Source organism: Nocardia sp. NPDC060249, assembly GCF_042728755.1.
Taxonomy (GTDB): Bacteria; Actinomycetota; Actinomycetes; order Mycobacteriales; family Mycobacteriaceae; genus Nocardia.
In genome coordinates this window covers 130,439-154,678 of the sequence record NZ_JBHXAQ010000011.1, presented here as the reverse complement: position 1 = coordinate 154,678, position 24,240 = coordinate 130,439, and the positions used below count along the sequence as shown (strand labels likewise).

Annotated in this window: 21 protein-coding genes and 2 tRNA genes; 10 read left to right on the top strand and 13 right to left on the bottom strand. The window is 67.4% G+C overall.

Annotation, left to right across the window (positions count from 1 at the left end; all coding sequences use genetic code 11):
- Positions 1-297: 297 nt before the first annotated feature.
- The 9 genes from prmC to argS form a co-directional block, all read right to left on the bottom strand.
- Positions 298-1,179 (bottom strand): peptide chain release factor N(5)-glutamine methyltransferase, encoded by an 882-nt coding sequence (gene prmC, locus ACFWFP_RS28630; RefSeq protein ID WP_379300096.1) that lies wholly within the window; start codon positions 1,177-1,179, stop codon positions 298-300.
- A gap of 150 nt (positions 1,180-1,329) precedes the next feature.
- Positions 1,330-2,400 carry a peptide chain release factor 1 gene (gene prfA, locus ACFWFP_RS28625; protein ID WP_379300094.1) on the bottom strand — a complete coding sequence of 357 codons (1,071 nt, stop codon included), beginning with the start codon at positions 2,398-2,400 and terminating at the stop codon, positions 1,330-1,332.
- 98 nt (positions 2,401-2,498) lie between these two features.
- Entirely contained in the window at positions 2,499-2,735 is a 237-nt protein-coding gene (gene rpmE, locus ACFWFP_RS28620; protein WP_067447685.1) for a 50S ribosomal protein L31, read from the bottom strand.
- A gap of 228 nt (positions 2,736-2,963) precedes the next feature.
- The gene (gene rho, locus ACFWFP_RS28615) at positions 2,964-5,105 is read right to left on the bottom strand and encodes a transcription termination factor Rho (protein WP_379300092.1); all 2,142 of its coding nucleotides are present in this window, start codon (positions 5,103-5,105) and stop codon (positions 2,964-2,966) included.
- 268 nt (positions 5,106-5,373) lie between these two features.
- Positions 5,374-6,300, bottom strand: coding sequence for a homoserine kinase (thrB, locus tag ACFWFP_RS28610; RefSeq protein WP_379300126.1), 927 nt, complete (start codon positions 6,298-6,300; stop codon positions 5,374-5,376).
- A 25-nt stretch (positions 6,301-6,325) separates the two neighbouring features.
- Entirely contained in the window at positions 6,326-7,417 is a 1,092-nt protein-coding gene (gene thrC / locus ACFWFP_RS28605) for a threonine synthase (RefSeq protein WP_379300090.1), read from the bottom strand.
- Positions 7,414-8,754: a homoserine dehydrogenase gene (locus tag ACFWFP_RS28600; RefSeq protein WP_379300088.1), complete on the bottom strand. Its 1,341-nt coding sequence runs from the start codon at positions 8,752-8,754 to the stop codon at positions 7,414-7,416. The genes thrC and ACFWFP_RS28600 overlap by 4 nt, the downstream gene beginning before the upstream one ends.
- Entirely contained in the window at positions 8,751-10,172 is a 1,422-nt protein-coding gene (lysA, locus tag ACFWFP_RS28595) for a diaminopimelate decarboxylase (protein ID WP_379300086.1), read from the bottom strand. Before lysA ends, ACFWFP_RS28600 begins: the two co-directional genes overlap by 4 nt.
- Positions 10,173-10,207: 35 nt before the next feature.
- The gene (gene argS / locus ACFWFP_RS28590; RefSeq protein WP_379300084.1) at positions 10,208-11,869 is read right to left on the bottom strand and encodes an arginine--tRNA ligase; all 1,662 of its coding nucleotides are present in this window, start codon (positions 11,867-11,869) and stop codon (positions 10,208-10,210) included.
- Between the two features lie 89 nt (positions 11,870-11,958).
- Here argS and ACFWFP_RS28585 point away from each other — a divergent pair, with 89 nt between their 5' ends.
- The 3 genes from ACFWFP_RS28585 to ACFWFP_RS28575 all read left to right on the top strand — a co-directional run bounded on the left by ACFWFP_RS28585 (position 11,959) and on the right by ACFWFP_RS28575 (position 13,756).
- Entirely contained in the window at positions 11,959-12,846 is an 888-nt protein-coding gene (locus ACFWFP_RS28585; protein ID WP_379300082.1) for a DUF3105 domain-containing protein, read from the top strand.
- A complete protein-coding gene (locus ACFWFP_RS28580; protein WP_379300080.1) occupies positions 12,846-13,571 on the top strand; it encodes a DUF305 domain-containing protein in 726 nt (241 codons plus the stop codon). Before ACFWFP_RS28585 ends, ACFWFP_RS28580 begins: the two co-directional genes overlap by 1 nt.
- A 112-nt stretch (positions 13,572-13,683) precedes the next feature.
- Positions 13,684-13,756: transfer RNA gene (locus ACFWFP_RS28575), tRNA-Arg, on the top strand.
- A 49-nt stretch (positions 13,757-13,805) separates the two neighbouring features.
- On the opposite strand, the gene ACFWFP_RS28570 is transcribed toward ACFWFP_RS28575, so the two are convergent.
- Positions 13,806-14,234 carry a hypothetical protein gene (locus ACFWFP_RS28570; protein ID WP_379300078.1) on the bottom strand — a complete coding sequence of 143 codons (429 nt, stop codon included), beginning with the start codon at positions 14,232-14,234 and terminating at the stop codon, positions 13,806-13,808.
- A gap of 307 nt (positions 14,235-14,541) precedes the next feature.
- Here ACFWFP_RS28570 and ACFWFP_RS28565 point away from each other — a divergent pair, with 307 nt between their 5' ends.
- Positions 14,542-15,351 carry a Cof-type HAD-IIB family hydrolase gene (locus tag ACFWFP_RS28565; RefSeq protein ID WP_379300076.1) on the top strand — a complete coding sequence of 270 codons (810 nt, stop codon included), beginning with the start codon at positions 14,542-14,544 and terminating at the stop codon, positions 15,349-15,351.
- A gap of 14 nt (positions 15,352-15,365) precedes the next feature.
- Here ACFWFP_RS28565 and ACFWFP_RS28560 read toward each other — a convergent pair whose 3' ends face one another.
- Positions 15,366-16,397: an alpha/beta fold hydrolase gene (locus ACFWFP_RS28560; protein WP_379300074.1), complete on the bottom strand. Its 1,032-nt coding sequence runs from the start codon at positions 16,395-16,397 to the stop codon at positions 15,366-15,368.
- Between the two features lie 394 nt (positions 16,398-16,791).
- Here ACFWFP_RS28560 and ACFWFP_RS28555 point away from each other — a divergent pair, with 394 nt between their 5' ends.
- The 3 genes from ACFWFP_RS28555 to ACFWFP_RS28545 all read left to right on the top strand — a co-directional run bounded on the left by ACFWFP_RS28555 (position 16,792) and on the right by ACFWFP_RS28545 (position 19,928).
- Complete coding sequence (locus ACFWFP_RS28555; RefSeq protein WP_379300073.1) at positions 16,792-17,415, top strand: hypothetical protein; 624 nt, start codon at positions 16,792-16,794, stop codon at positions 17,413-17,415.
- A 57-nt stretch (positions 17,416-17,472) separates the two neighbouring features.
- Positions 17,473-18,828: a metallophosphoesterase gene (locus ACFWFP_RS28550; protein ID WP_379300071.1), complete on the top strand. Its 1,356-nt coding sequence runs from the start codon at positions 17,473-17,475 to the stop codon at positions 18,826-18,828.
- Positions 18,829-18,911: 83 nt separating this feature from the next.
- The gene (locus tag ACFWFP_RS28545; RefSeq protein WP_379300069.1) at positions 18,912-19,928 is read left to right on the top strand and encodes an iron ABC transporter substrate-binding protein; all 1,017 of its coding nucleotides are present in this window, start codon (positions 18,912-18,914) and stop codon (positions 19,926-19,928) included.
- Between the two features lie 118 nt (positions 19,929-20,046).
- Here the strand turns inward: ACFWFP_RS28545 and ACFWFP_RS28540 are convergent, their stop codons facing one another.
- Complete coding sequence (locus ACFWFP_RS28540; RefSeq protein ID WP_379300067.1) at positions 20,047-21,480, bottom strand: RNA-guided endonuclease InsQ/TnpB family protein; 1,434 nt, start codon at positions 21,478-21,480, stop codon at positions 20,047-20,049.
- A 115-nt stretch (positions 21,481-21,595) separates the two neighbouring features.
- Between ACFWFP_RS28540 and ACFWFP_RS28535 the strand changes: the two genes are divergently transcribed.
- The 3 genes from ACFWFP_RS28535 (at position 21,596) to ACFWFP_RS28525 (ending at position 23,370) form a co-directional block, all read left to right on the top strand.
- Positions 21,596-21,666 (top strand) — tRNA-Cys (locus ACFWFP_RS28535).
- A gap of 38 nt (positions 21,667-21,704) precedes the next feature.
- Positions 21,705-22,292, top strand: coding sequence for a MarR family winged helix-turn-helix transcriptional regulator (locus ACFWFP_RS28530; RefSeq protein ID WP_379300065.1), 588 nt, complete (start codon positions 21,705-21,707; stop codon positions 22,290-22,292).
- Between the two features lie 25 nt (positions 22,293-22,317).
- Positions 22,318-23,370, top strand: coding sequence for a hypothetical protein (locus ACFWFP_RS28525; protein ID WP_379300063.1), 1,053 nt, complete (start codon positions 22,318-22,320; stop codon positions 23,368-23,370).
- On the opposite strand, the gene ACFWFP_RS28520 is transcribed toward ACFWFP_RS28525, so the two are convergent.
- A complete protein-coding gene (locus tag ACFWFP_RS28520; RefSeq protein WP_379300061.1) occupies positions 23,367-24,161 on the bottom strand; it encodes an enoyl-CoA hydratase in 795 nt (264 codons plus the stop codon). The genes ACFWFP_RS28525 and ACFWFP_RS28520 overlap by 4 nt on opposite strands.
- Positions 24,162-24,240 lie beyond the last annotated feature (79 nt).

Here is a 24,240-nt window from a genome sequence, read left to right as displayed (position 1 = left end):
GAGTATTTTGCCGGTCTTAGGTGCGGCAAGAGTGTAGCTGTCGGGTCGGCGGTCAGATATAGGGGGACTTTTGGGCGTACTCGGTGAGTTACCCATATTCCTGCGAGATCGGGTGGGCGGTTGGATGCTCCGGATGTGCCAGGTCGACGGAAAGATCTACTACCGCAGGATATAGCCGAGATCATGGTTTGCTGGGTGGTGCGCTACGACAACGCGGGGTTCTGTTGGCTGCGACGGTGCCGAGGCTCTGCGCGGTCGGTGCGTTCGGCTGCCTTGTCGCTCGAGCGACGATCGCGGTCAGGGTTTGCTGTGGCGGCGCGCGACTACGAAGCGGGGTTTGCCCGCGAGGTCGGGGTGCTCGACGGTGTCGACGAAGTCGGATTCGGTGAGCAGCGCGGCTACTCCCCCGCCGTTGGTGTCGTCGTGCTCGATGGCGGTGGCACCGCCTTGGCGCAGGAGGCGGGCGATGGTGGGGATCATCGCCCGGATGACGTCGAGGCCGTCCGGGCCGCCGAAGAGGGCGCGATGGGGGTCGTGGTCGGCGACCTCGGGGTCGAGGATCGCGGCTTCGGGGATGTAGGGCGGGTTGGCGACGACCAGGTCGACGCGGCCGGTGAGGTCGGTGAGCAGGGCCGGGTCGGTGACGTCGGCGGCGTGCACAGTGATGGCCGTGTCGCCCGCGGCTGTCCGGGTATCGGCGTTACGCCGTGCCCACACGAGGGCGTCGGGGTCCAGTTCCACCGCGTGGACCTCGGCGTCGGGCCTGGCGTGGGCGATGGCAAGGGCCAGGGCGCCCGAGCCGGTGCACAGGTCGACGACGATCGGGGTGTGGTCGTGCGGGAGGGTCGCGAGGTAGGCCAGCGCCCACGCGAACAGTAGTTCGGTCTCCGGGCGCGGGACGAACACGCCGGGGCCGACAGCGAGGTCGATCTCGCCCATCGCGGCCGTTCCGGTCAAGTGCTGCAAGGGAATTCGCGTGGCCCGCTGCGCGATCAGCGCGCGATACCGGTCGGCGATCTCCGGCTCGACCATCGGAATCAGCGCCAGCCGCATGCGTTCGGTGCCGAGCACATGGGCAGCCAGGTTCTCCGCGTCCGACATCGGCGAACCGACTCCGGCCTCGGCCAGCCGCCCGGCCGCCTCGACGATCAGCGGGCGCAGCCGAATGCGCTCGGTCACTGGATCCTCCCTCGTCATCCGCTAGCGCCCCGCGGGCGAGCCGTCGCTGCCGAGCACTGCGCACCCGTGCGTGCCAGGCGCTGACAGCCCACCACCCACACACCGGGTATGCCGCGGCGAGCCGCTACCTCCAGGCGCTGACCGCACCGGCTATTCCGCCGCCATCCGCGCTTCGCGGTCGGCCTTGCCGAGGGCGTCGAGCAGCGCGTCGAGGTCACCGTCGAGGACGGCGTCGAGATTGTGCGATTTGAACCCGATGCGGTGATCGGCGATCCGGTTCTCGGGGAAGTTGTAGGTGCGGATCCGCTCGGAGCGGTCGACCGTGCGGATCTGGCTGGCGCGACCGGCCGCGGCTTCCTGGTCGGCCTGCTCCTCGGCCAGTGCCTGCAGCCGGGCGGCGAGTACCTGCATGGCGCGCGCCTTGTTCTGCAGCTGGGAGCGTTCGTTCTGGCAGGTCACCACGATGCCCGAGGGCAGGTGGGTGATGCGGACCGCGGAGTCGGTGGTGTTGACGCCCTGTCCGCCCTTGCCGGAGGACCGGTAGACGTCGATGCGCAGGTCGGTCTCGTCGATCTGCACCTGCTCGACCTCGTCGGGCTCGGGGTAGATCAGCACGCCCGCGGCAGAAGTGTGAATGCGGCCCTGCGATTCGGTCACCGGCACGCGCTGCACCCGGTGCACTCCGCCCTCGAACTTGAATCGCGACCACACCCCGTCGCGCGCGGCGTCCTTGCTCTTGATCGACAGCGTCGCGTCCTTGTATCCGCCCAGGTCGGAATAGGTGACGTCGAGCGTCTCCACCTTCCAGCCGTGCCGCTCGGCGTAACGGATGTACATGCGTGCCAGATCGGCCGCGAACAGCGCGGATTCCTCGCCGCCTTCGCCGGACTTCACCTCGAGCACCACGTCGTCCCCGTCGTGCGGGTCGCGCGGGGCGAGCAAGTCGGCCAGCGACTGCTCAAGCTCCACCAGCTGCGTCTCCAGCCCGGGCACCTCCGCGGCGAACGAGGCGTCGTCGGAGGCCAGCTCACGGGCGGCCTCCAGATCGTCTCGCACGGTCTCGAGCTTGCGATAGGTGCTCATCACCGGCGCCAACTCGGCGAACCGCTTGCCCACCCGCCGCGCCGCACCCGCGTCGTTGTGCAACGACGGATCGGCGAGCTGCATCTCCAGACCGGCGTACTCGGCCAGAATGTCGTCGATTGCGGACGGCTGCGTCACGTGAAGTTCCTTATGTGGTGTGCGAAAGCGATGACCTCGGGTACAGAAACCACCGACGCCCGGCCTGCGAAAAGCAGTCCGGGCGTCGGGGGAGGTAACTAGGAGGCGTCTTCGGCCTTCTTGGCACCTGCGCGCTTGCCGTAGCGAGCCTCGAAGCGAGCCACGCGGCCGCCGGTGTCGAGGATCTTCTGCTTGCCCGTGTAGAACGGGTGGCACTGCGAGCAGACCTCGACCGAGATCTGGCCGGACTCCTTGGTGGAGCGAGTCTGGAAGGTGTTGCCGCAACCACACACAACGGTGGTCTCGACATACGTGGGGTGGATTCCTGCCTTCATGGGCGTCCTCTCGATAATGGTCGCCGGGTCGTAGCCCCATGGAGTGGAGTACGTGAACCGGAACCGACTAGGCGGGATGTCTGCGAACTCGCAGACACACAGTTGTCCAGTATGCCAGAGCAGACCGCACCCTCCCAGAACACCCCCCACCTCCACTTTGTTCCAAGGCAGGCGGGAACGAGCAAAGGGCCCCGCCGAAGCGGGGCCCTTTACTCGTGGTTCAGTCGATCACTCGTCGAGCGCGCTCGGTGCGGTCTTGGAGACCGTCATCAAGAACTCGAGGTTGTTCTTGGACTTGCGCAGACGATCCATCAGCAGATCGATCGCCTGGTGCGAGTCCAGACCCGACAGCACGCGCCGCAGCTTGTGCACCACAGCCATCTCGTCGGGCGAGAGCAGCAGCTCGTCGTGGCGGGTGCTCGACGGATTGATGTCCACCGCGGGGAACACGCGCCGCTCGGCGATCTTGCGGTCGAGCTTGAGCTCGGCGTTGCCGGTGCCCTTGAACTCTTCGAAGATCACCGTGTCGCCGGTGGAACCGGTCTCCACCATCGCCGTGGCGATGATGGTGAGCGAGCCACCGTTCTCGATGTTGCGGGCCGCGCCGAGGAAACGCTTCGGCGGGTACAGCGCGGTCGAGTCGACACCACCGGAGAGGATGCGGCCCGAGGCCGGCGAGGAGTTGTTGTACGCACGACCCAATCGGGTGATCGAATCGAGCAGCACCACAACGTCTTTGCCCATTTCCACCAGACGCTTGGCCCGCTCGATGGCGAGCTCGGCGACGGAGGTGTGGTCACCCGGCGGGCGGTCGAAGGTGGAGGCGATGACCTCGCCCTTCACCGAACGCTGCATATCGGTGACCTCTTCGGGACGTTCGTCGACCAGGACGACCATGAGGTAGCACTCGGGGTTGTTGACCGAGATCGCGTTGGCGATGTCCTGCATGATCGTGGTCTTACCCGCCTTGGGCGGGGACACGATCAGCGCACGCTGACCCTTACCGATCGGCATGATCAGGTCGATCACACGCGTGGTGAGCTTGTTCTGCGTGGTTTCCAGGCGCAGCCGCTCGTTCGGGTACAGCGGGGTGAGCTTCTGGAAGTCCGGCCGGCGACGCGCCGCTTCGAGCTCGCCACCGTTCACGGTGTCCAGGCGAACCAGCGGGTCGAACTTCTGGCGCTGGTTGTTCTGCTCGCCGTCGCGCGGGGCGCGCACCGCACCGGTGATCGCGTCACCGCGGCGCAGGCCGTTCTTGCGCACCAGGTTCATCGACACGTACACGTCGTTGGGGCCTGCGAGGTAGCCGGAGGTCCGCACGAACGCGTAGTTGTCGAGGACATCGAGGATGCCCGCTACCGGCTGGAGCACATCGTCTTCGCGAATGTCGTAATCGCGGGCCTCGGACTGGCCGCCACCGGCGGGACCACCATCGCGGTCACGACCACGACGACGCTCGCGGAATCGACGACCCCGGCGACCGCGGCCGCCTTCCTCGTCGTCACCACCGCGGTCGTCGCGGGGTCCGCGATTGCCACCGCTGTTGCCGTTCTGGCTCTGGTTCTGGTTGCGCTCGTTCTGATTACGGTCGCCACCGGTGCGCTCGCCACGGTCGTTGCCGTTGCGGTCGTTACCGGTGCGCTCGCCACGCTCGGCGCCGTTGCGGTCGCCGCGCTCACGGCGACGCTCGCCCTGGTCGCCGCCCTCGGCCTTGTCGGCCTGCTTGGTCTCCTCGGCGCGGTTCTCGGCCGGGGCGCGGTTCTCGGCGGGGGCACTGTCGCCACCACCGGAACGGGCCTGGTCACGGCCACGACGCTGCCGGCCACGACCACGCTGACCGCCGTCGCGACCGGAATCCTCGCCTGCGTCGGCGGGGGCATCGGTCTTGACCTGCTCGGTCACGGCCTGCTCGGCGGGAGCCTCGACGGTCTTGGCCTCGGGAGCCTTGACCTCGACGGGAGCCTGCTTCTCGGCGGGCGCGGCCTGCTTGTCGGCCTTGGCGGACTTCTCCACCTTCGCGGGCGCTTCGTTCTTGACGGGCGCTTCGTTCTTGGCCGGCGCTTCGTTCTTCGCCGGGGCGTCGTTCGCGACAGGCGCGGCGGCGGGCTTGTCACCCTTGGCGGGCGCTCCGGATTGATTTTCCTTGATAGCGGCGATGAGATCGCCCTTACGCATTCCGGAGGTACCTCGGATACCGAGCTCCCCCGCCAGTGCGCGCAACTGCGGCAACAGCATTCCAGTCAGCCCCGATCGTGCGACGTCGGTTTGTTCGCTCATTTTCGAAATCTGTCCGGATTCACTTTCGCGGCTGCCCGAGTTCGTAGGGTTGGAATCCACCCCGGGTGTCGCGAGCAGGTCCGTTTCTGTCACGGAAGTCCTTTCCTTCCCTCGAATGCCGTGTGCTGATTCGAGGGTTCCGTTCCGTAGACCCGGCAACATATGCCGAGCTCGGATTATGCGTCCATGTTCGACGCCTGTGCCGTACTACCCGCCGCGGGAGGACCGGAGGCCTTCGCCACCAGAAGACAGTGGTGAGGGGAGCGATTGCCCTGATGAAGCACCGGCGTCTGATGCGCACGATGTACGGACTTGCTCAGAATAGCTGTCTATTGCGAACAACGGCAAGGCAGGCACGCCGTCAGTCGATCGATACCCCGTCGGCAATGCCGGGCTCGACCACGCGCAGACCGTCCGATTCGGCCTGTTTGCGCAGGTCATCGGGGAATTCTTCGGTGGTCAAGGCCAGAATGGTCGGGCCGGCACCCGAGACGGTCGCCGCGATACCCGCGGCGCGCAACAGCTCGATCCACTTCGTGGTGAGCGGTAGCGCGGGGGCACGCTGGCTCTGGTGCAACCGGTCGGCGGTGGCCGGCATCAGCAGATCGGGGCGATCGGTCAGCGCGACAACGGCCAGCGCCGCCCGGCTGACGTTGAACGCCGCGTCACCGTGGGGTACCTGCTCGGGCAGCAGCCCCCGGGTGTGCGCCGTGGAGGAGCGTTCCTGCGGGATCAGCACCACCGGGCGCAGCGCGGGCGCCGGGGTGAGCCGCACCGCCCGATAGGCACGGGCCTGCACGGCATCGGTTTCGGTCCACGACACCACGATTGCGCCGAGCACGCTGGCCGCCGCGTTGTCGGGATGTCCTTCGAACTCCGAGGCGAGCTGCACCAGCCGGTCATCGTCCATGCGCAGCTCCGGGTCGAACTTCGCGGCCAGGCCGGCGCCGGCGGCGAGCCCACCGACCACGGCCGAGGCGCTGGAGCCCAGGCCACGCGAATGTGGAATCACGTTGCGGCACACCACGTCGAGACCGTCGGCCCACACACCCAGCGATTCCAGTCCACGCTCGATCGCGCGAACCACCAGATGCGTTGGGCCCCAGGGCACGTCGTCGGCGCCTTCACCCTCGACACGGATGGCGAGACCCGATTCGGTGGTGCGCACCACGATTTCGTCGTAGATGCCCAATGCCATTCCCAGACAATCGAATCCGGGACCGAGATTGGCCGTGGAGGCGGGAACGCGCACGGACACTTCGAGACCGGCGGGCAGCGTCGCTGTCATCAGCGTGGGCTCGGGTGCGGCCAACTCAGGCCAGCTCGAGTTCACGGGCGATAGCGACCGGGTCGACGGCGATCGGCTTGACCTCGGGCATCCCGGCCAGCGCGTTGTCGGGGTCCTTGAGACCGTTGCCGGTCACGGTGCACACGACGGTCAGGCCCGAATCCAGCCAGCCTTCCTTGCGCGCGGCCAGCAGACCGGCCACGCTCGCCGCCGACGCGGGCTCCACGAAGACGCCCTCTGTCGCGGCGACCAAACGATACGCGGCCAAGATCTCGTCGTCGGTGGCCGCGCGGAACGCGCCACCGGACTGCTCCTTGGCCTCCATCGCACCGTTCCACGACGCCGGGGCGCCGATCCGGATGGCGGTCGCGATGGTCTCCGGGTCCTTCACCGGCGCGCCGTTGACCAGCGGCGCGGCACCGGCGGCCTGCACGCCGAGCATGCGCGGCAGCACCGAGGTGATGCCGTCGGCGTGGTACTCGCGGTACCCACGCCAGTAGGCGGTGATGTTGCCGGCGTTACCGACCGGAAGCACGTGCACATCGGGCGCCTTGCCGAGCACGTCGCAGATCTCGAACGAGGCGGTCTTCTGGCCTTCGATACGCGCCGGATTCACCGAGTTCACGAGGCCGACCTGCGGGAACTCCGCCGTCACCTTGCGCGCCAGCTCCAGACAGTCGTCGAAGTTGCCCTCGACCTGGATGATCTTGGCGCCGAGCATCACGGCCTGGGCCAGCTTGCCCATCGCGATCTTGCCCTGCGGGATCAGCACCGCGCATTCCATGCCCGCGCGGGTGGCGTACGCCGCGGCCGAGGCCGAGGTGTTGCCGGTCGACGCGCACAGCACGGCCTTCTGACCGCGGTACTTGGCGTCGGTCATCGCCATGGTCATGCCACGGTCCTTGAACGAACCGGTCGGGTTGGCACCCTCGACCTTGAGATACACCTCGCACCCGGTGAGCGCGGACAGGTGCGGCGCGGGGACCAGCGGGGTACCGCCCTCGAACAGGGTCACCGGCTCCCAGTCGGCCGCACCGGCCAAACGGTCGCGGTAGGCAGCGATCAGACCGGGCCAGCGCGAGTGCACGCCGGTCTGGGGGGCGATGCCGTTCGTCATTCTTCGGTGCCTTCCAATCTGAGAACGCTGGTCACAGCGGTGACGGATTCCATGTCCGCCAATACCGCGACAGTATCTGCCAGCGACGACTCCACCGCATGGTGGGTGACGACCACGAGCCGGGCGCCGTCGCCGTGGCCCTGCTGACGCACGGTCGAGATGCTCACCCCGTGCTGGGCGAAGGTGTCGGCGACCGCGGCGAGCACGCCGGGGCGGTCCTCCACCTGCAGGTTCACGTGGTAGCGGGTGGGGGTGTCACCGATCGGCGCGATCGGCAGCTCAGCATAGACCGATTCGCCGGGCGCACGACCACCGTAGAACTTGTTACGCGCGGCCATCACCAGGTCGCCGAGCACGGCCGACGCGGTGGGGGCGCCACCGGCGCCCTGCCCGTAGAACATCAGGCGACCGGCGTTGTCGGCTTCCACGACGACCGCGTTGAACGCGCCGTTCACCGAGGCCAGCGGGTGCTTGCGCGGGATGAGCGCCGGGTAGACGCGCACCGAGACGCGATCCTTGCCGCCCTCTTCCAGCGTCGGCTCGCCCGGACCGGCCGAGACGCGCTCGCAGATGGCGAGCAGCTTGACCGTGCAGCCGACAGCCGACGCGGTCTCCAGGTCCTCGGCGGTGATCTTGGAGATGCCCTCGCGATAGACATCGGCCGCGGTCACGCGGGTGTGGAACGCCAGCGAGGCCAGGATCGCGGCCTTGGCGGCGGCGTCGTAGCCCTCGACGTCGGCGGTGGGGTCGGCTTCGGCGTAGCCGAGCGCGGTGGCCTCGGCGAGCACGTCGTCGTAGGCGGCGCCGGTCTCGTCCATCGCGGAGAGGATGAAGTTGGTGGTGCCGTTGACGATGCCGACGACCTTGTTCACCCGGTCACCCGACAGCGACTGGATCAACGGCCGGACCACCGGGATCGCACCGGCGACGGCGGCCTCGAAGTACAGGTCGGCGCGGCTGCCCTCGGCGGCGGCGGCGAGTTCGCCGGTGTAGTCGGCCAGCAGCGCCTTGTTGGCGGTGACGACGGACTTGCCCGCGTTGAGCGCGTCGCCGATCAGCTTGCGAGCGGGGTCGATGCCGCCCATGACCTCGACGACCAGGTCGACATCGTCGCGGGCGACGAGCGCGGAGGCGTCGGTGGTGAGCAGCTCGGCGGGCAGACCGCGGTCCTTGCCGAGGTCGCGCACCGCGACACCGCGCAGCACGAGCGGCGCTCCGATACGCGAACGCAGGTCATCGGCGTGATCGCGCAGCACGCGAACCACCTCGGTGCCGACAGTGCCCATCCCGAGCACGGCTACGCCGAGCGGACGTCCCGCGTCCTTGGTGCCGTTCATTCTTCCACCTCCAGGCTGAGCAGGTCCGCTACCGTTTCCCGGCGCAGAATCAGTCGCGCCGCACCGTCACGCACCGCGACCACCGCGGGCCGGGTGAGCAGGTTGTAGCGGCTCGACATCGAGTAGCAGTACGCACCGGTCGCCGCCACGGCCACCAGGTCACCGGGGGCCGCGTCAGCGGGCATCCAGGTGTCACGAATGACGATATCGCCACTCTCGCAATGCTTTCCGACCACGCGCGCGACGACCGCGTTGGCGTCCGACGAGCGCGAGACCAGACGGCAATCGTAGTCGGCCTGGTACAGCGCGGGGCGGATATTGTCGCTCATCCCGCCGTCCACGCTGACGTAGCGACGGCGCGCGCCACCGTCGAGTTCGACATCCTTGATGGTGCCGACCTCGTACAGGGTCACGGTGCCGGGGCCCGCGATGGCGCGCCCCGGTTCCACGGCGATGGTCGGCTCGGGCAGCCCGGCACGGTCGGCTTCGGCGGCGACCAGCGCGCGCAGGTTGGTGGCGAATTCGCCCAGCGGCGGCGGGTTGTCGCTCGGCAGGTACGAAATGCCGAGGCCACCGCCGAGGTCCAGGGTCGAGATCTGCGCGGTGCGGTCGATGCCGAACTTGTCGATGGCCTCGCGCAGCAGGCCGAGCATGCGGCGTGCGGCGATCTCGAAGCCGTCGAGTTCGAAGATCTGCGAGCCGATGTGGCTGTGCAGACCGACCAGACGCAGGTTGTCGGCCTCGAAGACGCGCGCGAGGGCTTCCATGGCGTCGCCGCCCGCGATCGAGAAGCCGAACTTCTGGTCCTCGTGCGCGGTGGAGATGTACTCGTGGGTGTGTGCCTCGACGCCGACGGTGACGCGGACCAGCACGTCCTGCACCACGCCCGCCGCACCGGCGACGGCTTCGAGCCGCTCGATCTCGTAGAGCGAGTCGACGACCACGTGCCCGACACCGGCCGTGACGGCCGCTTCGAGCTCGGGCACCGACTTGTTGTTGCCGTGCAGCGCGATGCGCTCGGCCGGGAAACCGGCGTTCAGCGCGACCGCGAGCTCGCCGCCGGAGCACACGTCCAGGGAAAGGCCCTCGTCCCGGATCCAGCGCGCGATCTCGCCGCACAGGAACGCCTTGGACGCGTAGTGCACGCGAGCGTTCGGCCCGAACGCGGCGACCATGTCGCGGCAGCGCGAGCGGAAGTCGTCCTCGTCGATCACGAACAGCGGGGTGCCGTACTGCTCGGCGAGCTGCGTGACGGGCACGCCCGCCAGCCGGACCACACCGTCGTCACCGCGTGCGGCGTTGCGCGGCCAGACGTTCTCGGGGAGGTCGATCATCTGCCTCGGGTCGGTCGGGCGCTCGGCCAGGCTCGGCGCGTGCGGGATCTCTGCGTGCCGGGGACCGGCCGGGTGTGCACTCATTTCGGTGCGTCCTTCCATGAAAAGCTTGCCGGTGTTCACATGCGCTCCGGTGCGCTCACGCCGAGCAGGGCAAGGCCGTTGGCCAGCACCTGGCGGGTCGCCTTGACCAGTTCGAGCCGGGCGGCGTTGAGCCCGGTGACGGCGTCGTCGCCCTTGGGCAGCACGCGCATGTCGTCGTCGGACTGGAACGGGTGGTAGACACCGGCCAGTTCTTCGAGGTAGCGGGCGATGCGATGCGGTTCGCGGGCGTCGGCGGCGGTCGCGACCACGCGCGGGAAATCGCCGAGAGTGCGGATCAGATCACCTTCGCGACCGGAGGTCATCAGCGCGAAATCCGGTTCGGCAGAAGCGAATTCGGGATACTTCGCGGCGTTGCCGATGATGCTGTTGGTCCGCGAGTGCGCGTACTGGACGTAGTAGACCGGGTTCTCGCTGCTCGCCTTGGTCCACAGGTCCAGGTCGATGTCGATGCTCGAGTTCACCGAGGAACGCACCAGCGAGTAGCGCGAGGCGTCGACACCGATCTGCTCGACGAGGTCGTTGAGGGTCACCACGGTGCCCGCGCGCTTGCTCATCTTCACGGCGACGCCGTCGCGCACCAGGTTCACCATCTGCCCGATCAGCACCTCGACGGTGTCGGGGTTGTCGCCGAACGCGGCGGCGGCAGCCTTCAACCGGCCGATGTAGCCGTGGTGGTCGGCGCCGAGCATGTAGATGGCCAGGTCGAAGCCGCGGGCGCGCTTGTTCTGGAAGTAGGCGATGTCACCGGCGATGTAGGCGGCGTTGCCGTCGCTCTTGAGGACGACGCGGTCCTTGTCGTCGCCGTATTCGGTGCTGGCGATCCACCACGCACCGTCCTTCTCGTACAGGTTGCCCGAGTTCTTCAGCTGCTCGACGGCCTGTTCGACGGCGCCGGAGGCGAACAGTTCGCTCTCGTTGAAGTACACGTCGAAATCGGTGCCGAACTCGTGCAGGTCCGCGCGGATCTGGGCGAACATCTGCTGCACGCCCTCGCTGCGGAACACCTCGTGCCGCTCGTCGGCGGGCAGGGTGAGCACGTCGGGATGCGCGGCGACGATGCCGGCGCTGATCTCGGCGATGTACTCGCCCGCGTACCCGTCCTCGGGGGTCGGTTCGCCCAGCGCGGACGCGACCAGCGACTTCGCGAAGCGGTCGATCTGCGCGCCGTGGTCGTTGAAGTAGTACTCGCGGGTCACATCGGCGCCCTGAGCGGCCAGGATGCGACCCAGCGCGTCACCGACGGCGGCCCAGCGGGTACCGCCGAGGTGCACCGGACCGGTGGGGTTCGCGGAGACGAATTCGAGGTTGATCTTGGTGCCTGCCAGCGCGGACCCGGTGCCGTAGGTCTGCCCCGCGGCCAGGATCTGGCTGACGATGGCGCCCTGCGCCGACGCGGCGAGACGGATGTTCAGGAACCCGGGCCCGGCGATCTCGGCCACCTCTATGCCCTCGGTGGCCGACAGCGCCTCGGCCAGCCAGCCGGCCAGCTCGCGAGGGTTGGTTCCGACCCGCTTGGCCACCTGCATGGCCACATTCGTGGCATAGTCGCCGTGTTCGGGGTTGCGCGGACGCTCCACTGTGACCTGCTCGGGCAGGACCGACGAGTCCAGTCCGCGTTCGACAAGCACCTTCGCCGCGGTGGTACGAAGGAGATCTGCAAGGTCAGCTGGAGTCACGAGTCTCTATCCTATTGGCTGGGCCCCTTGCAACCACGACCGCCCGCCGCGAACCCACCGATCCACACGTCGAAAGAGCACAACGAGCGATGCCTAGCAGGACCAGCGCCACATCAGCCAAGGCCGTGCGGGCCGCGGGGAAGTCGTCTCCGTCCCGCAAGACCCGCAAGGGCAACCTTCCGGGCAAGAAGCGCGACACCCCCTGGGTGCTGCTCGGCGCGGGCGTCGCCATCGTCGCGCTGATCGGACTGCTGGCCTACAGCCTCGTGCCCAAGTACATGGACCAGGCCGCGATCCGCGAAGCCCAGACCGACCTCAAGGAATGGGTCCCCTCCAAGGAGAACCAGGACCCGTCGGCGAAGATCGACGGCGTCGTGAAGGCGGAGTACCCGGCCGGTCTGCACGTGACCGCCAGCCAGCGCGTGGCCTACGACAAGACCCCCGCCTTCGGTGGCCCGCACGACGGCGCGTGGGCGAACTGCACGGGCACCGTGTACGCCAAGCCGATCCGCATGGAGAACGCGGTGCACTCGCTCGAGCACGGCGCGGTCTGGATCGCGTACAACCCCGACAAGGTCGACGCGGCCGGTGTCGAGAAGCTGTCGAACTTCGTCAAGGGCCGCCAGTACTCGCTGATGTCGCCGTACCCGGGTCTGGACTCGGCGATCTCGCTGCAGTCGTGGGGGCACCAGCTCAAGCTGGACAACGCCGACGACGCGCGGATCAAGCAGTTCATCTCCGCCCTGCGCGAGAACCCCTACGCCTACCCCGAGGTCGGCGCGAGCTGCTCGAACCCGATCTTCGACGCGAACAACCCGCCGCCGTTCGACTCCACGCCCTACGGTCCCGAAGCGGTCCCGATGGACGGTAAGGGCCTGACGCAGGACCAGACCGAACTCGGCGGCGGCGGCACGGGCTCGGGCATCCCCGGCCTGCCGAACATCCCGATGCCGGGCGGCCTGCCCTCGGGTCAGTAGTGAGCGCGCCCGAAGAGAACACCGTCGAACCCGACGACACCGCGTCCGAGTCGAGCGCGCGTCGCCCGGCCGGGGCGGTGCTGGTCCTCGGCGCGATCGGTCTGCTGCTGCTCGGCGCGGTGGCGGGTGTGCTGTTGCGGATGCCGCTGGAGAAGAACGCCGAACCGGAGCCGAGCGCTGTCGACATCGGTTTCAGCCAGGACATGTCGGCGCACCACGCGCAGGCCGTCGACATGGCCGGAGTGGCGCTGATCGCCTCGACCGACAACGACGTGCGCCGCCTCGCCTACGACATCCTGACCACCCAGCAGAACCAGATCGGCCGCATGCAGGCCTGGTTGCAGCTGTGGGGCGAGTCCAACCAGAACGTGGACGGCTACATGGGCTGGATGACCGACGACCACGGCAGCACCGGCCACCACGGTGGTTCCACCGCCGAACCGGCGATGCCGGGGCCGATGCAATCCATGCCCGGGATGGCCAGCCAGGAGGAGATGACCGCGCTGCGCCGGTCCACCGGCCCGGCGCTGGACACGATGTTCCTGCAACTGATGCTGCGCCACCACCAGGGCGGCGTCCCGATGCTCGACTACGCCGCCGAGCACGCCGACACCACCGCGGTCCGCACCTTGGCCGCCACCATGTCGAAAACCCAAGAGGGCGAATCGCAGCTGATGACCACCATGCTCGCCGCCCGCAACGCCACGCCCCTCCCCCTCAGCTGACCCCCTGGTGCCGGACCGGCCAACCCCCGGTCCGGCACAGTTTTTGGCGCACCGCACTCCATGCGATACGCTGTCGCTGCCCGATCGCCTCACCGCGACCGGCATCTATCCCGCCCTCGTAGCTCAGGGGATAGAGCGTCTGCCTCCGGAGCAGAAGGCCGCAGGTTCGATTCCTGCCGAGGGCACGCGAAGAAGGCCCCCGACCAACGGTCGGGGGCCTTCTTCGTCGAGCGGTTACGTCTGATCCCGATCGGGTCCATCCGCGATGAAGAACAGCATGGATGCAATCAGCGCCGTTTGTGTGAACAGCTGTGCCACCGGGTCGCCCAAGGGCATCCCGGTACGGATGATCGACGTGGTGATGCCCACCAGGACCGAACTGGCTACGACCAGCAGGGCAACCTTCCTACGCTGTGTCCATGGTTTCGCCGGACGGTTTGCCGCAATAGTGTCCAGCCCGTCTGCCAACACCAGCAGACCCGCAACAAAGAGCGCCAGGCCGAACAGGCGACCTGCCGCCAGGTCGTCCCAGTCCTTGCTGACAGCCATTCTGATCAGGGAAGCAAGGTACAGGCCGATGACCGCAAGCGCGCCGACCCCCTTGAACCTCGACCATCGCTTCTGCGCATACGCGACAACCGATCCCATCCCATGTGTGCTCACACCATGAGGCTACAAGTGCGTCCGATGTTGCCGCAGCGCGGAATTCGACATCTACCTCGATCAGAGCAGGAGACCGGTATCGGACTTCTTCGTCTTCGCTGGATAGAGTCGAGAGCGGCGCTGACGCGAATCTCGTTGAAGGACAACAAACGATGCCTGGCAGCAACGAACCCGCAGTGCGGTGCTTCGCATTGATCGATGACGAAAGAGGCTACCCAGATGGCTGGCGCGCGCGTCGGATCACCGGGCTTGTGCGAGCAATTCATCGAGAGTTGGCGGGCATCGGACGGATCCTCGAAGTGATCCGATGACGCTGCCCCGCCTGATCGCCACCGACCTCGATGGCACCCTCTTACGCGCTGACGGGACGATCTCCCAGCGCACGGTCGACGCATTGCGGACCGCTGTCAGCGCCGGGATCGAGGTGGTTGTCGTCACCGCGCGCCCACCCCGCTACCTCGACGCTGTCGTCGCCGCGACAGGGCTCACCGGAACGGCGGTGTGCAGCAACGGGGCCCTCGTCTACGACATCGCATCTCGCACCGTGGTCGAGTGCCGTGCCCTCTCCGTCGCCGCGGCGCGCGCCGTGGCGTACGCGGTCGCGGGAGCGGTCGAGGGGGTCGGGTTCGCGGTCGAGACCGGCCACCGGGTGTTCTTCGAGCCGGGCTACCGGCCGAGGCTGACGCGCGACACCGGGGCCGAGTCGCCCGTGCCGGTTCTCGCCGACCTGTGGGCCCTCGATGGCCCCATCGTGAAGCTCCTCGCCTATTCCGCGCGGCACGACGCGGACTTCCTCGTCGCCGCCGCCGAGGAATCCGCGCCGGGGGCGGCGCAGTTCACCCACTCCGGCGGCCGCGGCCTGCTGGAGATCAGCGCGTCCGGCGTCACCAAAGCCGGCACGCTCGCCGAGCTGTGCGCCGAACGCGGCATCGCCGCCGCCGACGTCCACGCCTTCGGCGACATGCCCAACGACCTCACGATCCTGAACTGGGCAGGCACCGGGTACGCGATGGGCAACGCCCATGCCAGTGTGCGGGCGGCGGTGGCCAGACATACCGCGTCGAACGAGGAGGACGGGGTCGCTGTCGTCATCGAAAGGCTCTTCGAGCGTCTGTAGTCGAGCCATGGTGTCTAGCCGGCCGCCTCCTTCGGGCCGTGGTAGGCGGCCTCGACCAATCGCGTCAGTTCCGCGTTGAATTCCGGCAGGGCTTCGATATTGCTGAGATGACCGGTCGGCAATACTTCCATCCGCACGAAACTTCCTGTCGTCCGCAGCATTTCGGAAATTCGAACCGAATGTGCGACTGGGATCACGTCATCGAAGGAACTTGCGACGATCGAGGTGGGCACCACCAGGTTTCGCGCGGATTCGCCCAGATCCATATCGGCGGCCAGCAACCCGAAGCGAGCCCGGACCAGCGCCGGACAGGACCGGACGATATTCATGCCGAAGTCGAGCAGGTCCCCCTTGGCGGCGGTGCTCATGATCTGCCGGGCGAACAGCCACTCCACCGGGGCGATCGGCGGGAAGACGATCGGGAAGCCGATGCCGGCGCGGCCGAGCAGGAACGGCAGCGGCACTTTCAGCTTCAGTAGCCGCGACGGCCGGTTGAACAACGGCACCACGGTGGTCTCGAAGATCAGGTGCGCGGCCGCGGTATTGGCGAGCAGCACCGAATGCGCCCTTGCCGCAACCTGTTGCGGATAGCGACCGGCCCAGGCTTGCAGAGTCATACCCCCCATGCTGTGACCGACCAGGACCGCGCGCTGCCCGGCGTCCAGGGTCGCGTCGAGCACATCGGCGAGATCGTCGGCGAGCAGGTCCATGCTGAGCTTGCTCGTGCCGAACTCGCTGGCACCGTGACCGCGCTGGTCGTAGGCGATGACGCGGTACGCACCGGCGAACGCGTTGATCTGGGCATTCCAGTATTCGATAGCGCAGGTCCAGCCGTGCACCAACACGATCGCCGGTGCGTCCTCGGGGCCGTAGGAGTGCACGCGCAGCCGAGTTCCGTCCCTGGTGGTCACGGGGACGACCCGACAGGCGACGGTAGGCGGGTTGAACGCGGCGGTCGCGTAGGAACGGGACCGTAGGTCGGCGCGGTGAGCGTCGAACAGAGCACTGGATATGCCCGTCCACGCCGCCGCCAGCAAGGCAAGCATCGGACAACTCCTTTGTTGTTACTGATCGAGACAGTAAGGCCACGGAGGTGCCCGGTTGCTGGTGCTGAGGGTGAATGGTCACAGACCACAGTGACGGCAGCGAGTAGCCGTGATCGTTCCAGCGTCGGCATCGGCGACAGGCGGGTGCGCACGGAACGACACCGGGAGGTTTCGCGCGGCGTGGCGGATAACCGGCCAAATTTGGCGGGACCGGATCGGCAGGTTACGGTACGCCGAAAGCTTGGTGTACCCGCACGAACCGGGCGAGGCTGCTTCGGAGCAGAAGGCCGCGGTTTCGATTCCCGCCGGGACACAGTTCGATGTTGGTTTTTGATCTCGCACGGTTCCATACGTTGTGGGGGCCGACGCCCCCGATGACATCAGGAGCGTTGCCATGACGAATCCGCCCGAGGGACAACAGCCTCCCTTCGGTCAGCAGCCGCCCGATCCGGGGATGCCGTCCGGGCCGCCGGGGTATCCACATGCGGGGTTCGGGGCGGGCGGGCCGCCGGGGCCCGAGTATCCGGATGGGCCCGATGTGTTCGTGCCGCCGCCCGCGCCGAAGAAGAAGCGGACCGGGTTGTTCGTCGCGCTGGGGATTGTCGCGCTGGTGGTGATCGGCGTGCTGGTGGCGGGCGTCGTACTCACGTTGCAGGGACGTACGCCGCTGTCGTCGGACGAGAAGCAGATCGAAGTCGCGGTGCGCGACTTCTACGACACGCTCGATTCCGAGGGTTTCATCGCCGCCGCGCAACTGGCCTGCCAGGCGGATCGCACGGAGATCGACAATCTCACCCCCGAACAGCGGGCGCAGTTCGAGCGGGCGACGGTGCAGGTGACGATCGACGAGGTCAAGGACATCGTCATCACCGGCGACGACGCGAAAGCGACGGTCACCGGCCAGCTGACGCTGTCGGTGGAGGGCGAGGAGCCCGATACCGAGTCGAGCACCGAGGAGCACCTCACCAAGGAAGACGGCACCTGGAAGATCTGCTCGGCACCGGCCAACAAACACTGACCGAACACCCGGTGACGCCTCCCGGTATCGCCTGGAACCGCCGCTACCCTCGAAAACATGGGCTGCTGCGGAGCGTCGCGCCGGACAGTACTGGCCGCCGCGGTGGGCACGGCGCTCGCCGCGGCGATACCGGGTTCCGGTGCGGCGCACTTCGATCCGCTGATCGCGCTCGACTTGGAAGTCGTCACGGTGACCGATCGTGGCGTGGTGCTGACCTGGACCACGTTCGGTCTCGACCCGGGAGGCCGACCGTTCCCGGTCCCCGCTGATACCGAAGTGCGCCTGGCCCCGGCGGATTCCTTCCGCGAGCCGGTCACCGTCTACTACGACGACACCAGAACCCCGTTCCACTACGCCGAGATCGACGACCTCGAACCCGGCCGCCCGTACCGATTCCAGGCCCTGTCCAACGGAATTCGCGCGGCCCCCGCCCCGACGCTCACCACGGCTGGACCCGGCACTTCCGAAGCACGCGGCGAATTCACCACGCTCACCCCACCTCCCGGCCGCCTGCTGCACACCATCGCTCTGGCCAATGACGTGCACTACGGCGAAACGGTGAGTGGCATCGTGATCGCCGGTTTCCCACCCGGATACCAGAGCGACCCGCCGTATCCGCGGTTTATGCTCGACGCCCTCCTGGCCGATATCAGTGCCCGCGACGCCTCGCTTCTGCTTCTGGCCGGCGATCTCACGAACGAGGCAACCGCCGACGAATCCCGTTCTGTCCGCGCACATCTGGACTCGTGGGGGACTCTCGGCACCGACTACCTGGTCGCCCGTGGCAACCACGACCGCCCGCACAGCTATCCGGACTGCGCCGACTGCTGGGGCGACCATTTCCTGCCCCGTCAGCAAGTGACCGAACACCATCTCGGCGACCTGCGCATCCTCGGCCTCGACACCAGCGCCCCTGACGCGGCGGGCGGCACCATGGACCGCGCGCAACTCGACGCTCTCACCGCGACCCTGCGCGCCGACCCGGACCGGCCGACCATCGTGTTCGGCCACCATCCCGTCACCGCCGAGGCGGGCTTCACCAACATCGGCGGCCCCGGCTTCATCCTCGACCGCGCTGCCGCCCTCGAACTACAGGGCCTCTACCAGCGGGCACCGGGCGTGTTCCTGCACCACAGCGGTCATACCCACCGAACCCGGCGCACCCGGCCCGACCTGTCCTGCGCGGTGGAATTCCTGGAAGTCGGTGCGGTGAAGGAGTATCCGGGCGGGTACTGCCTGCTCCACATCTACGAGGGCGGCTACCGGGCGAACTTCTACAAGACCCGATCCGAGGATGCCCGCCGCTGGAGCAGCCTGACTCGCGGCCAGTACTTCGGCACCGCGCCGGACTATCTCCTCGGCACGATCGAGGACCGCAACCACGTCGTCACCCGGGATCTCTCCGGACTCTGATTCGCCGGTCTGCGCATGTCACGCGGGGTATCTTGCCTGAGGCACCCCCCATCACAGGATGGGCCCCTGGTGGAAGGACGCGAATGGCCTCGCGCGGTTGGAAACCTTTGGCCGGGCTGATGACGGTCGCCATGGTGTCGCTCGGTCTGAGCGCCTGCTCCTCCTCCTCTGGCAGCGCCGGCGAGATCACCGTCTACAACGCCCAGCACGAGTCGCTCACCAAGAAGTGGGTCGCGGCGTTCACCGAGGAGACCGGCATCAAGGTCACCTTGCGCCAGGGTGGTGACACCGCGCTGGGCGATCAGCTCGTCGCCGAGGGCCCCAACTCCCCCGCCGACGCCTTCCTCACCGAGAACTCGCCGGCCATGACGCTCGTGGAGAACGCGGGTCTGTTTGCCGATGTCGACAAGGCGACCCTCGATCAGGTGCCGGCCCGGTACCGTCCGTCGACGGGCATGTGGACAGGAACCGCCGCTCGTGCAACGGTTTTCGTCTACAACAAGGACGATCTCCAGATCGCGGAGCTGCCCGCCTCGCTGCTGGATCTCGCGCAGCCACAGTGGCAGGGCCGCTGGGCGGCGGCCACGTTCGGCGCCGACTTCCAGGCGCTCGTGGCGGGTTTGCTCGCCGTGAAGGGCGAGAACGTCACCCGCGCCTGGCTGCGCGGCATGAAGGCCAACGCGACCACCGTGCGCAACAATGTCGCGACCATGAAGGCGGTCAACGCGGGCACTCCCGACAGCGGCGTGATCTACCACTCCTCCTGGTACCGCGACCAAGCCGCGCAGGGCAGCGCGAACACGGCGCTGCACTACTTCAAGAACCAGGACCCCGGCGCCTTCGTCAGCGTATCGGGTGGCGGCGTGCTGAAGTCGAGCAAGAAGCAGGAATCCGCGCAGAGATTCCTGGCCTTCATCACCGCGAAGAAGGGCCAGGAAATCCTGCGCGACGGCGATTCGATGGTGTACCCGGTGGCAGGCGATGTCGCCGCCAACCCCGCGCTGCCACCACTGGCCGACCTGCAGGCGCCCGCGATCGACCCGAGCAAGCTCGACGCGAAGAAGGTCACCCAGCTGATGACCGAGGCGGGGCTGCTCTAGGCGCCGGGTCGACCTCGTTGGTCGAGCGCACCGAAGTGCCGGCGCGCGGCTGAGTGGTTTACAACATCTCCGGAAACCAGACGGTTTCCAGAGACCGCCCTTCTCGGGCGTCGTCGGTTCACGCCACAAATGTGGCACAAACGTCTGTTTCCGCGTCAATCGGAATGGTTTCACCAGCACCCGCAAGGTGCCGGTCAGCGCCTGCCCGTCGGCGGACATTGTTTACCCGGCCTCCTGCTCGGGGGTCCGGGGATCGTGAGAAGTCCTGTTCGATCGTCGGCCATTTGGCGAGGTTGATCGCCGCGTTGTGATCACGATCAGCACGAAATCCGCACTTGCAGAGGAATACTCGATTCGCCAGCGACGAGTCGGGGTTGATCGTTCCGCAGGCCGAGCACCGTTTGCTCGAGGGATACCAGCGATTCGCGATAGTGACCGTGCCGCCGCACCACGCTTGTTTGTAAGTCAGCAGCCGAGCGAAGTCGGACCATCCGGCATCGCTGATTGCGCGCGCCAAGCGGTGGTTGCCGAGCATCCCCACCACGTTCAGGTCTTCGACAACAATCCGGTCGTGGGTTTTGACCAGACTGTTCGCGATCTGATGGGTGAAGTGGCGACGAATATTGGCGACTCGATGATGGTGGCGTCCCAGCCGGGCAGCTGCCTGTCTGCGGTTATGTGACCCTTTCTGTTTCCGAGACAACGACTTCGCCAGACGGCGTTGCTCGGCCAGTTCGGTAGCCAAGGGTTTGGGAGCGGTGGCGACGCGCGCGACTTCGGCCCCGTCGGCGGTCGCCGCGACCGCGAACACGGTCAACCCTCGGTCGATGCCGACCCAGCCTCCGTCATCGTTGTGTTCCCGCGGCCGGTGATGGTGAGCCGGGTGCAGATCGGATGCCTCGGTAGTCAGGCTGATCCACCAGCGCCGCGCCCGAAAAGTGACGGTGGCATAGAGGATCTTCGCTCGTCCGTTGGCGAGCATCCGCCGCAACCGGCGCGTGTCCTCACGCACCCTGACCGCACCGATCCCCGGCAAGGTCACCGACCGCGCGATCTGGTCGTCACCGATTCGGATCGCCGTCCATCCAGCCTTGGCATGTTTGTTGCGGATCCGAAACGCCGGGACAGTGTTGATCTTCTTCTTGAATCGAGGAAACCTGATCCGCTTACCTGCGCGTTTGCCGGTCCTGGAGTCCGAGAACGCAGCCAAGGCGCGACCGCAGTCGACGGCGGCTTCCTCGAAGACCTGCTGGCACACCTGGGTACGCCACGCCAGCCCGGTCACGAGGATCTCGGTGACCCCGTCCGCGTCGACAGCGAAGACCCGTCCCGCGTCTTCGGACTTCTTCCAGGTGTTGAATGTGTTGATCAGATCGAACCGGGTCCACGGCACTGGATGTTTCCGAGAGATCTTTCGTTTGGCTAGCGCGTCCTTGACAAAATCTAGGCTTTGGTTGAACGCGAACCGCGCCGCTCCGGCATGACGGGCGAGCACGACAGACTGCTCGACCGTGGGGTCGAGGCAGTACCGGAAAGTCGTGTGTCGGCTCATCGTCGACAGTGTGACACAGGCCACCGACATCAGATTTTCACGAGATTGAGGGTTGAGATCACGCTGATCCCAACCCTCGCCGCGAGCAATGGGGCACGGCAATATCTATCGCGAGGCGGGCGTGGCTGAGTGGTAAGGCAACGGTCTGCAAAGCCGTCTACGCGGGTTCAATTCCCGCCGCTCGCTCTGTGGGAAAGCGGCTGGGTCGTGGAATGATCGTTTTCATGTCACGGCCCAGACCGCTTTCCGAGGACCCGATCGCCGAGGCTCACCGGCAGTGGGTCGCCCACGGCTGGGAGTCGGTTGCCGATGGGATGGCCCTGGTGACCTCGCTGGTTCGGGCGCAGCAGATCGTGATGGCGCGTGTCGACGAGGCGCTCAAACCGTCGGGGCTGACATTTTCCCGCTACGAACTCCTGCAACTGCTCAGTTTCAGCCGCACCGGCGCGCTGCCGATGGCCAAGGCGAGTGCACGTCTGCAGGTGCACCCGACGAGCGTGACCAATACCGTCGATCGGCTCGAAGCCGCCGGACTGGTGGTCCGCGTTCCGCACCCCAGTGATCGACGGGCAACTCTCATCGAAATCACCAGCGAGGGAAGGCAATCCGTGGCCGACGCCACGGCGGCACTGAACGCCGAGGTGTTCGCCGAACCTGGCCTGCCCGCCGACCAGGGCCGCGACCTGTTACGACTGCTGGCACAATTCCGTCACGACGCGGGCGATTTCGAGGTCGACGATCCGGAAAACCTCACATTCCACGCGACCTGGCAATCGACCGGAGAATCTTCTGCCGATTCCCTTGGCAGCTAGCCCGAAAAGGTCCACGATGTAGCCCATGGTGCTGATCCTCGGGGTGTCGGCGGGCGCGGGTGGAGCCCGTGCGTTGCTGACCCATTCCGATCAGCCCCACATGCCGCCCATCGACCGGATCCACGTACCGCGCCGGGCGGGCGGATCGGTGGAGGAATCGGTCCTCACCGCGATCCATCGCATGCGCGCCGCGGCCGCTGAACGCGACGAGTACATTTCCGGCACCGCGGTCACCTGCCGCAGCGAGTTACAGGCCGACGCGATCAGAGCGGCAGCGGGCCGGGCCGACTTCGCGATCGTCGACGAACCATTGGCTCAGTTGCGCTACCTGCGTTTCAGCGGACTGCTGCCCGCCACCGACTCGGTGATGCTCTACGACCTCGGCAGTTCCGGCCTGACCATCACCCACGCCGATTGCCGCACCGAAACCATCCTCGCCGGCAAGCGCAGCACCGTCCTCAGCGGCAACGGCTACGACGCGCTCCTGCGCTGGCAACTCGCGCGCAGTGGCGTCTCGGCCGACGCGCACGCCAGCCGCGAACACCGAGAATCGTTGAGCCGCACCAGAGTTGTCACCGCCGCCGATGCCGACACCGGTGGCCGCGCCGTGCTGACCCGCAGCGATCTGGCCGCGCTCTGCGAAGCGGGACTGCATCATTCGGCGTCGTTCGTGCGCCTGCTGATCGAGGAGACGGGGGTGCAGCCGGGAGCGCTGGCGCTGCTGGGCGGCTGCACCCGCAACCCGAGTCTGCGCGCGGATCTGGCCCAGCTGATCGGCTTGCCGATCGTGTACGACCCTGAGCCGGAATATGTTTCGGCGCGGGGGGCGGTGCTGCTGTGCGCCCGGCGTCCGTCGGCGCGGTTACGGATGCCGCGACGAGGCGCGGGCGTCATCGGAGTGCCGCCGCGCCAGGGCCGCCGAAAACTTCTCGCCGCGGTCGCGGTGACGGCCACCCTCGGTGGTACGGTCGCCGGCCTGCTCAGCAACGACAGTCCCTCGGCGCGGTCCCCTGAACAGGGCACCGCGCCGAGTACCGCGCACTTCATCGACGGTGCGCCGCACTGGAGACCGAACTAGCGGTTGGTGAAGTTCGGCGGACGCTTCTCGACGAAGGCGGCCATGCCTTCCTTCTGATCCTCGGTCGCGAACAGCGAATGGAACACCCGGCGTTCGAACAGCAGCCCCTCGGCGAGCGTGCTCTCGAACGAGCGGTTCACCGCTTCCTTGGCGATCATCGCGACCGGCAGCGACATCGACGCGATGGTCTGCGCGGCCTCGAGCGCGGTGTCGAGCAGTTCGTCGGCGGGCACGACCCGCGAGACGAGCCCGGAGCGCTCGGCTTCCTCGGCACCGATCATCCGGCCGGTCAGGATCAGATCCATCGCCTTGGCCTTGCCGATCGCCCGGGTGAGACGCTGCGAGCCGCCGATACCGGGGATGACGCCGAGCGTGATCTCGGGCTGGCCGAACTTGGCGTTGTCGGCGGCGATCAGGATGTCGCACAGCATCGCCAGCTCACAGCCGCCACCGAGCGCGTATCCGGAGACGGCGGCGATGGTGGGCTTGCGGAAGTTGGCCAGGCGGTCCCAGCGGGCGAAGTAGTCGGCCAGGAACATGTCCATGTACGACTTGGGCGCCATCTCCTTGATGTCGGCGCCCGCCGCGAAGGCCTTCGCCGAGCCGGTGATCACGACGGCGCCGATGGTGTCATCGCGGTCGAGCTCGTCGAGCGCGGCGATGACGTCGTCGAGGACCTGGGCATTGAGAGCATTGAGTGCCTTGGGCCGGTTGAGGGTGATCCAGCCGACCCCGCCCTTACCGTCGGTGCCGCCCTTGCGCTCCAGCAGAATCGTCTCGAATTCGGTCACAGCCACCCTCTTGTCAATCAACGGTCACGGATGGTGCAGACCATACCGAGCCGCACCGCCCTCCGGTGACCTGGATCTG

What these genes read in the sequence shown, in the direction of transcription:
- rpmE (WP_067447685.1), bottom strand. Translation starts at nt 2,735, where the DNA reads ATGAAGGCAGGAATCCACCCCACGTATGTCGAGACCACCGTTGTGTGT.
- thrB (WP_379300126.1), bottom strand. Translation starts at nt 6,300, where the DNA reads ATGACAGCGACGCTGCCCGCCGGTCTCGAAGTGTCCGTGCGCGTTCCC.
- thrC (WP_379300090.1), bottom strand. Translation starts at nt 7,417, where the DNA reads ATGACGAACGGCATCGCCCCCCAGACCGGCGTGCACTCGCGCTGGCCC.
- ACFWFP_RS28600 (WP_379300088.1), bottom strand. Translation starts at nt 8,754, where the DNA reads ATGAACGGCACCAAGGACGCGGGACGTCCGCTCGGCGTAGCCGTGCTC.
- lysA (WP_379300086.1), bottom strand. Translation starts at nt 10,172, where the DNA reads ATGAGTGCACACCCGGCCGGTCCCCGGCACGCAGAGATCCCGCACGCG.
- ACFWFP_RS28585 (WP_379300082.1), top strand. Translation starts at nt 11,959, where the DNA reads ATGCCTAGCAGGACCAGCGCCACATCAGCCAAGGCCGTGCGGGCCGCG.
- ACFWFP_RS28565 (WP_379300076.1), top strand. Translation starts at nt 14,542, where the DNA reads ATGACGCTGCCCCGCCTGATCGCCACCGACCTCGATGGCACCCTCTTA.
- ACFWFP_RS28560 (WP_379300074.1), bottom strand. Translation starts at nt 16,397, where the DNA reads ATGCTTGCCTTGCTGGCGGCGGCGTGGACGGGCATATCCAGTGCTCTG.
- ACFWFP_RS28555 (WP_379300073.1), top strand. Translation starts at nt 16,792, where the DNA reads ATGACGAATCCGCCCGAGGGACAACAGCCTCCCTTCGGTCAGCAGCCG.
- ACFWFP_RS28550 (WP_379300071.1), top strand. Translation starts at nt 17,473, where the DNA reads ATGGGCTGCTGCGGAGCGTCGCGCCGGACAGTACTGGCCGCCGCGGTG.
- ACFWFP_RS28545 (WP_379300069.1), top strand. Translation starts at nt 18,912, where the DNA reads ATGGCCTCGCGCGGTTGGAAACCTTTGGCCGGGCTGATGACGGTCGCC.
- ACFWFP_RS28540 (WP_379300067.1), bottom strand. Translation starts at nt 21,480, where the DNA reads ATGAGCCGACACACGACTTTCCGGTACTGCCTCGACCCCACGGTCGAG.
- ACFWFP_RS28530 (WP_379300065.1), top strand. Translation starts at nt 21,705, where the DNA reads ATGTCACGGCCCAGACCGCTTTCCGAGGACCCGATCGCCGAGGCTCAC.
- ACFWFP_RS28525 (WP_379300063.1), top strand. Translation starts at nt 22,318, where the DNA reads ATGGTGCTGATCCTCGGGGTGTCGGCGGGCGCGGGTGGAGCCCGTGCG.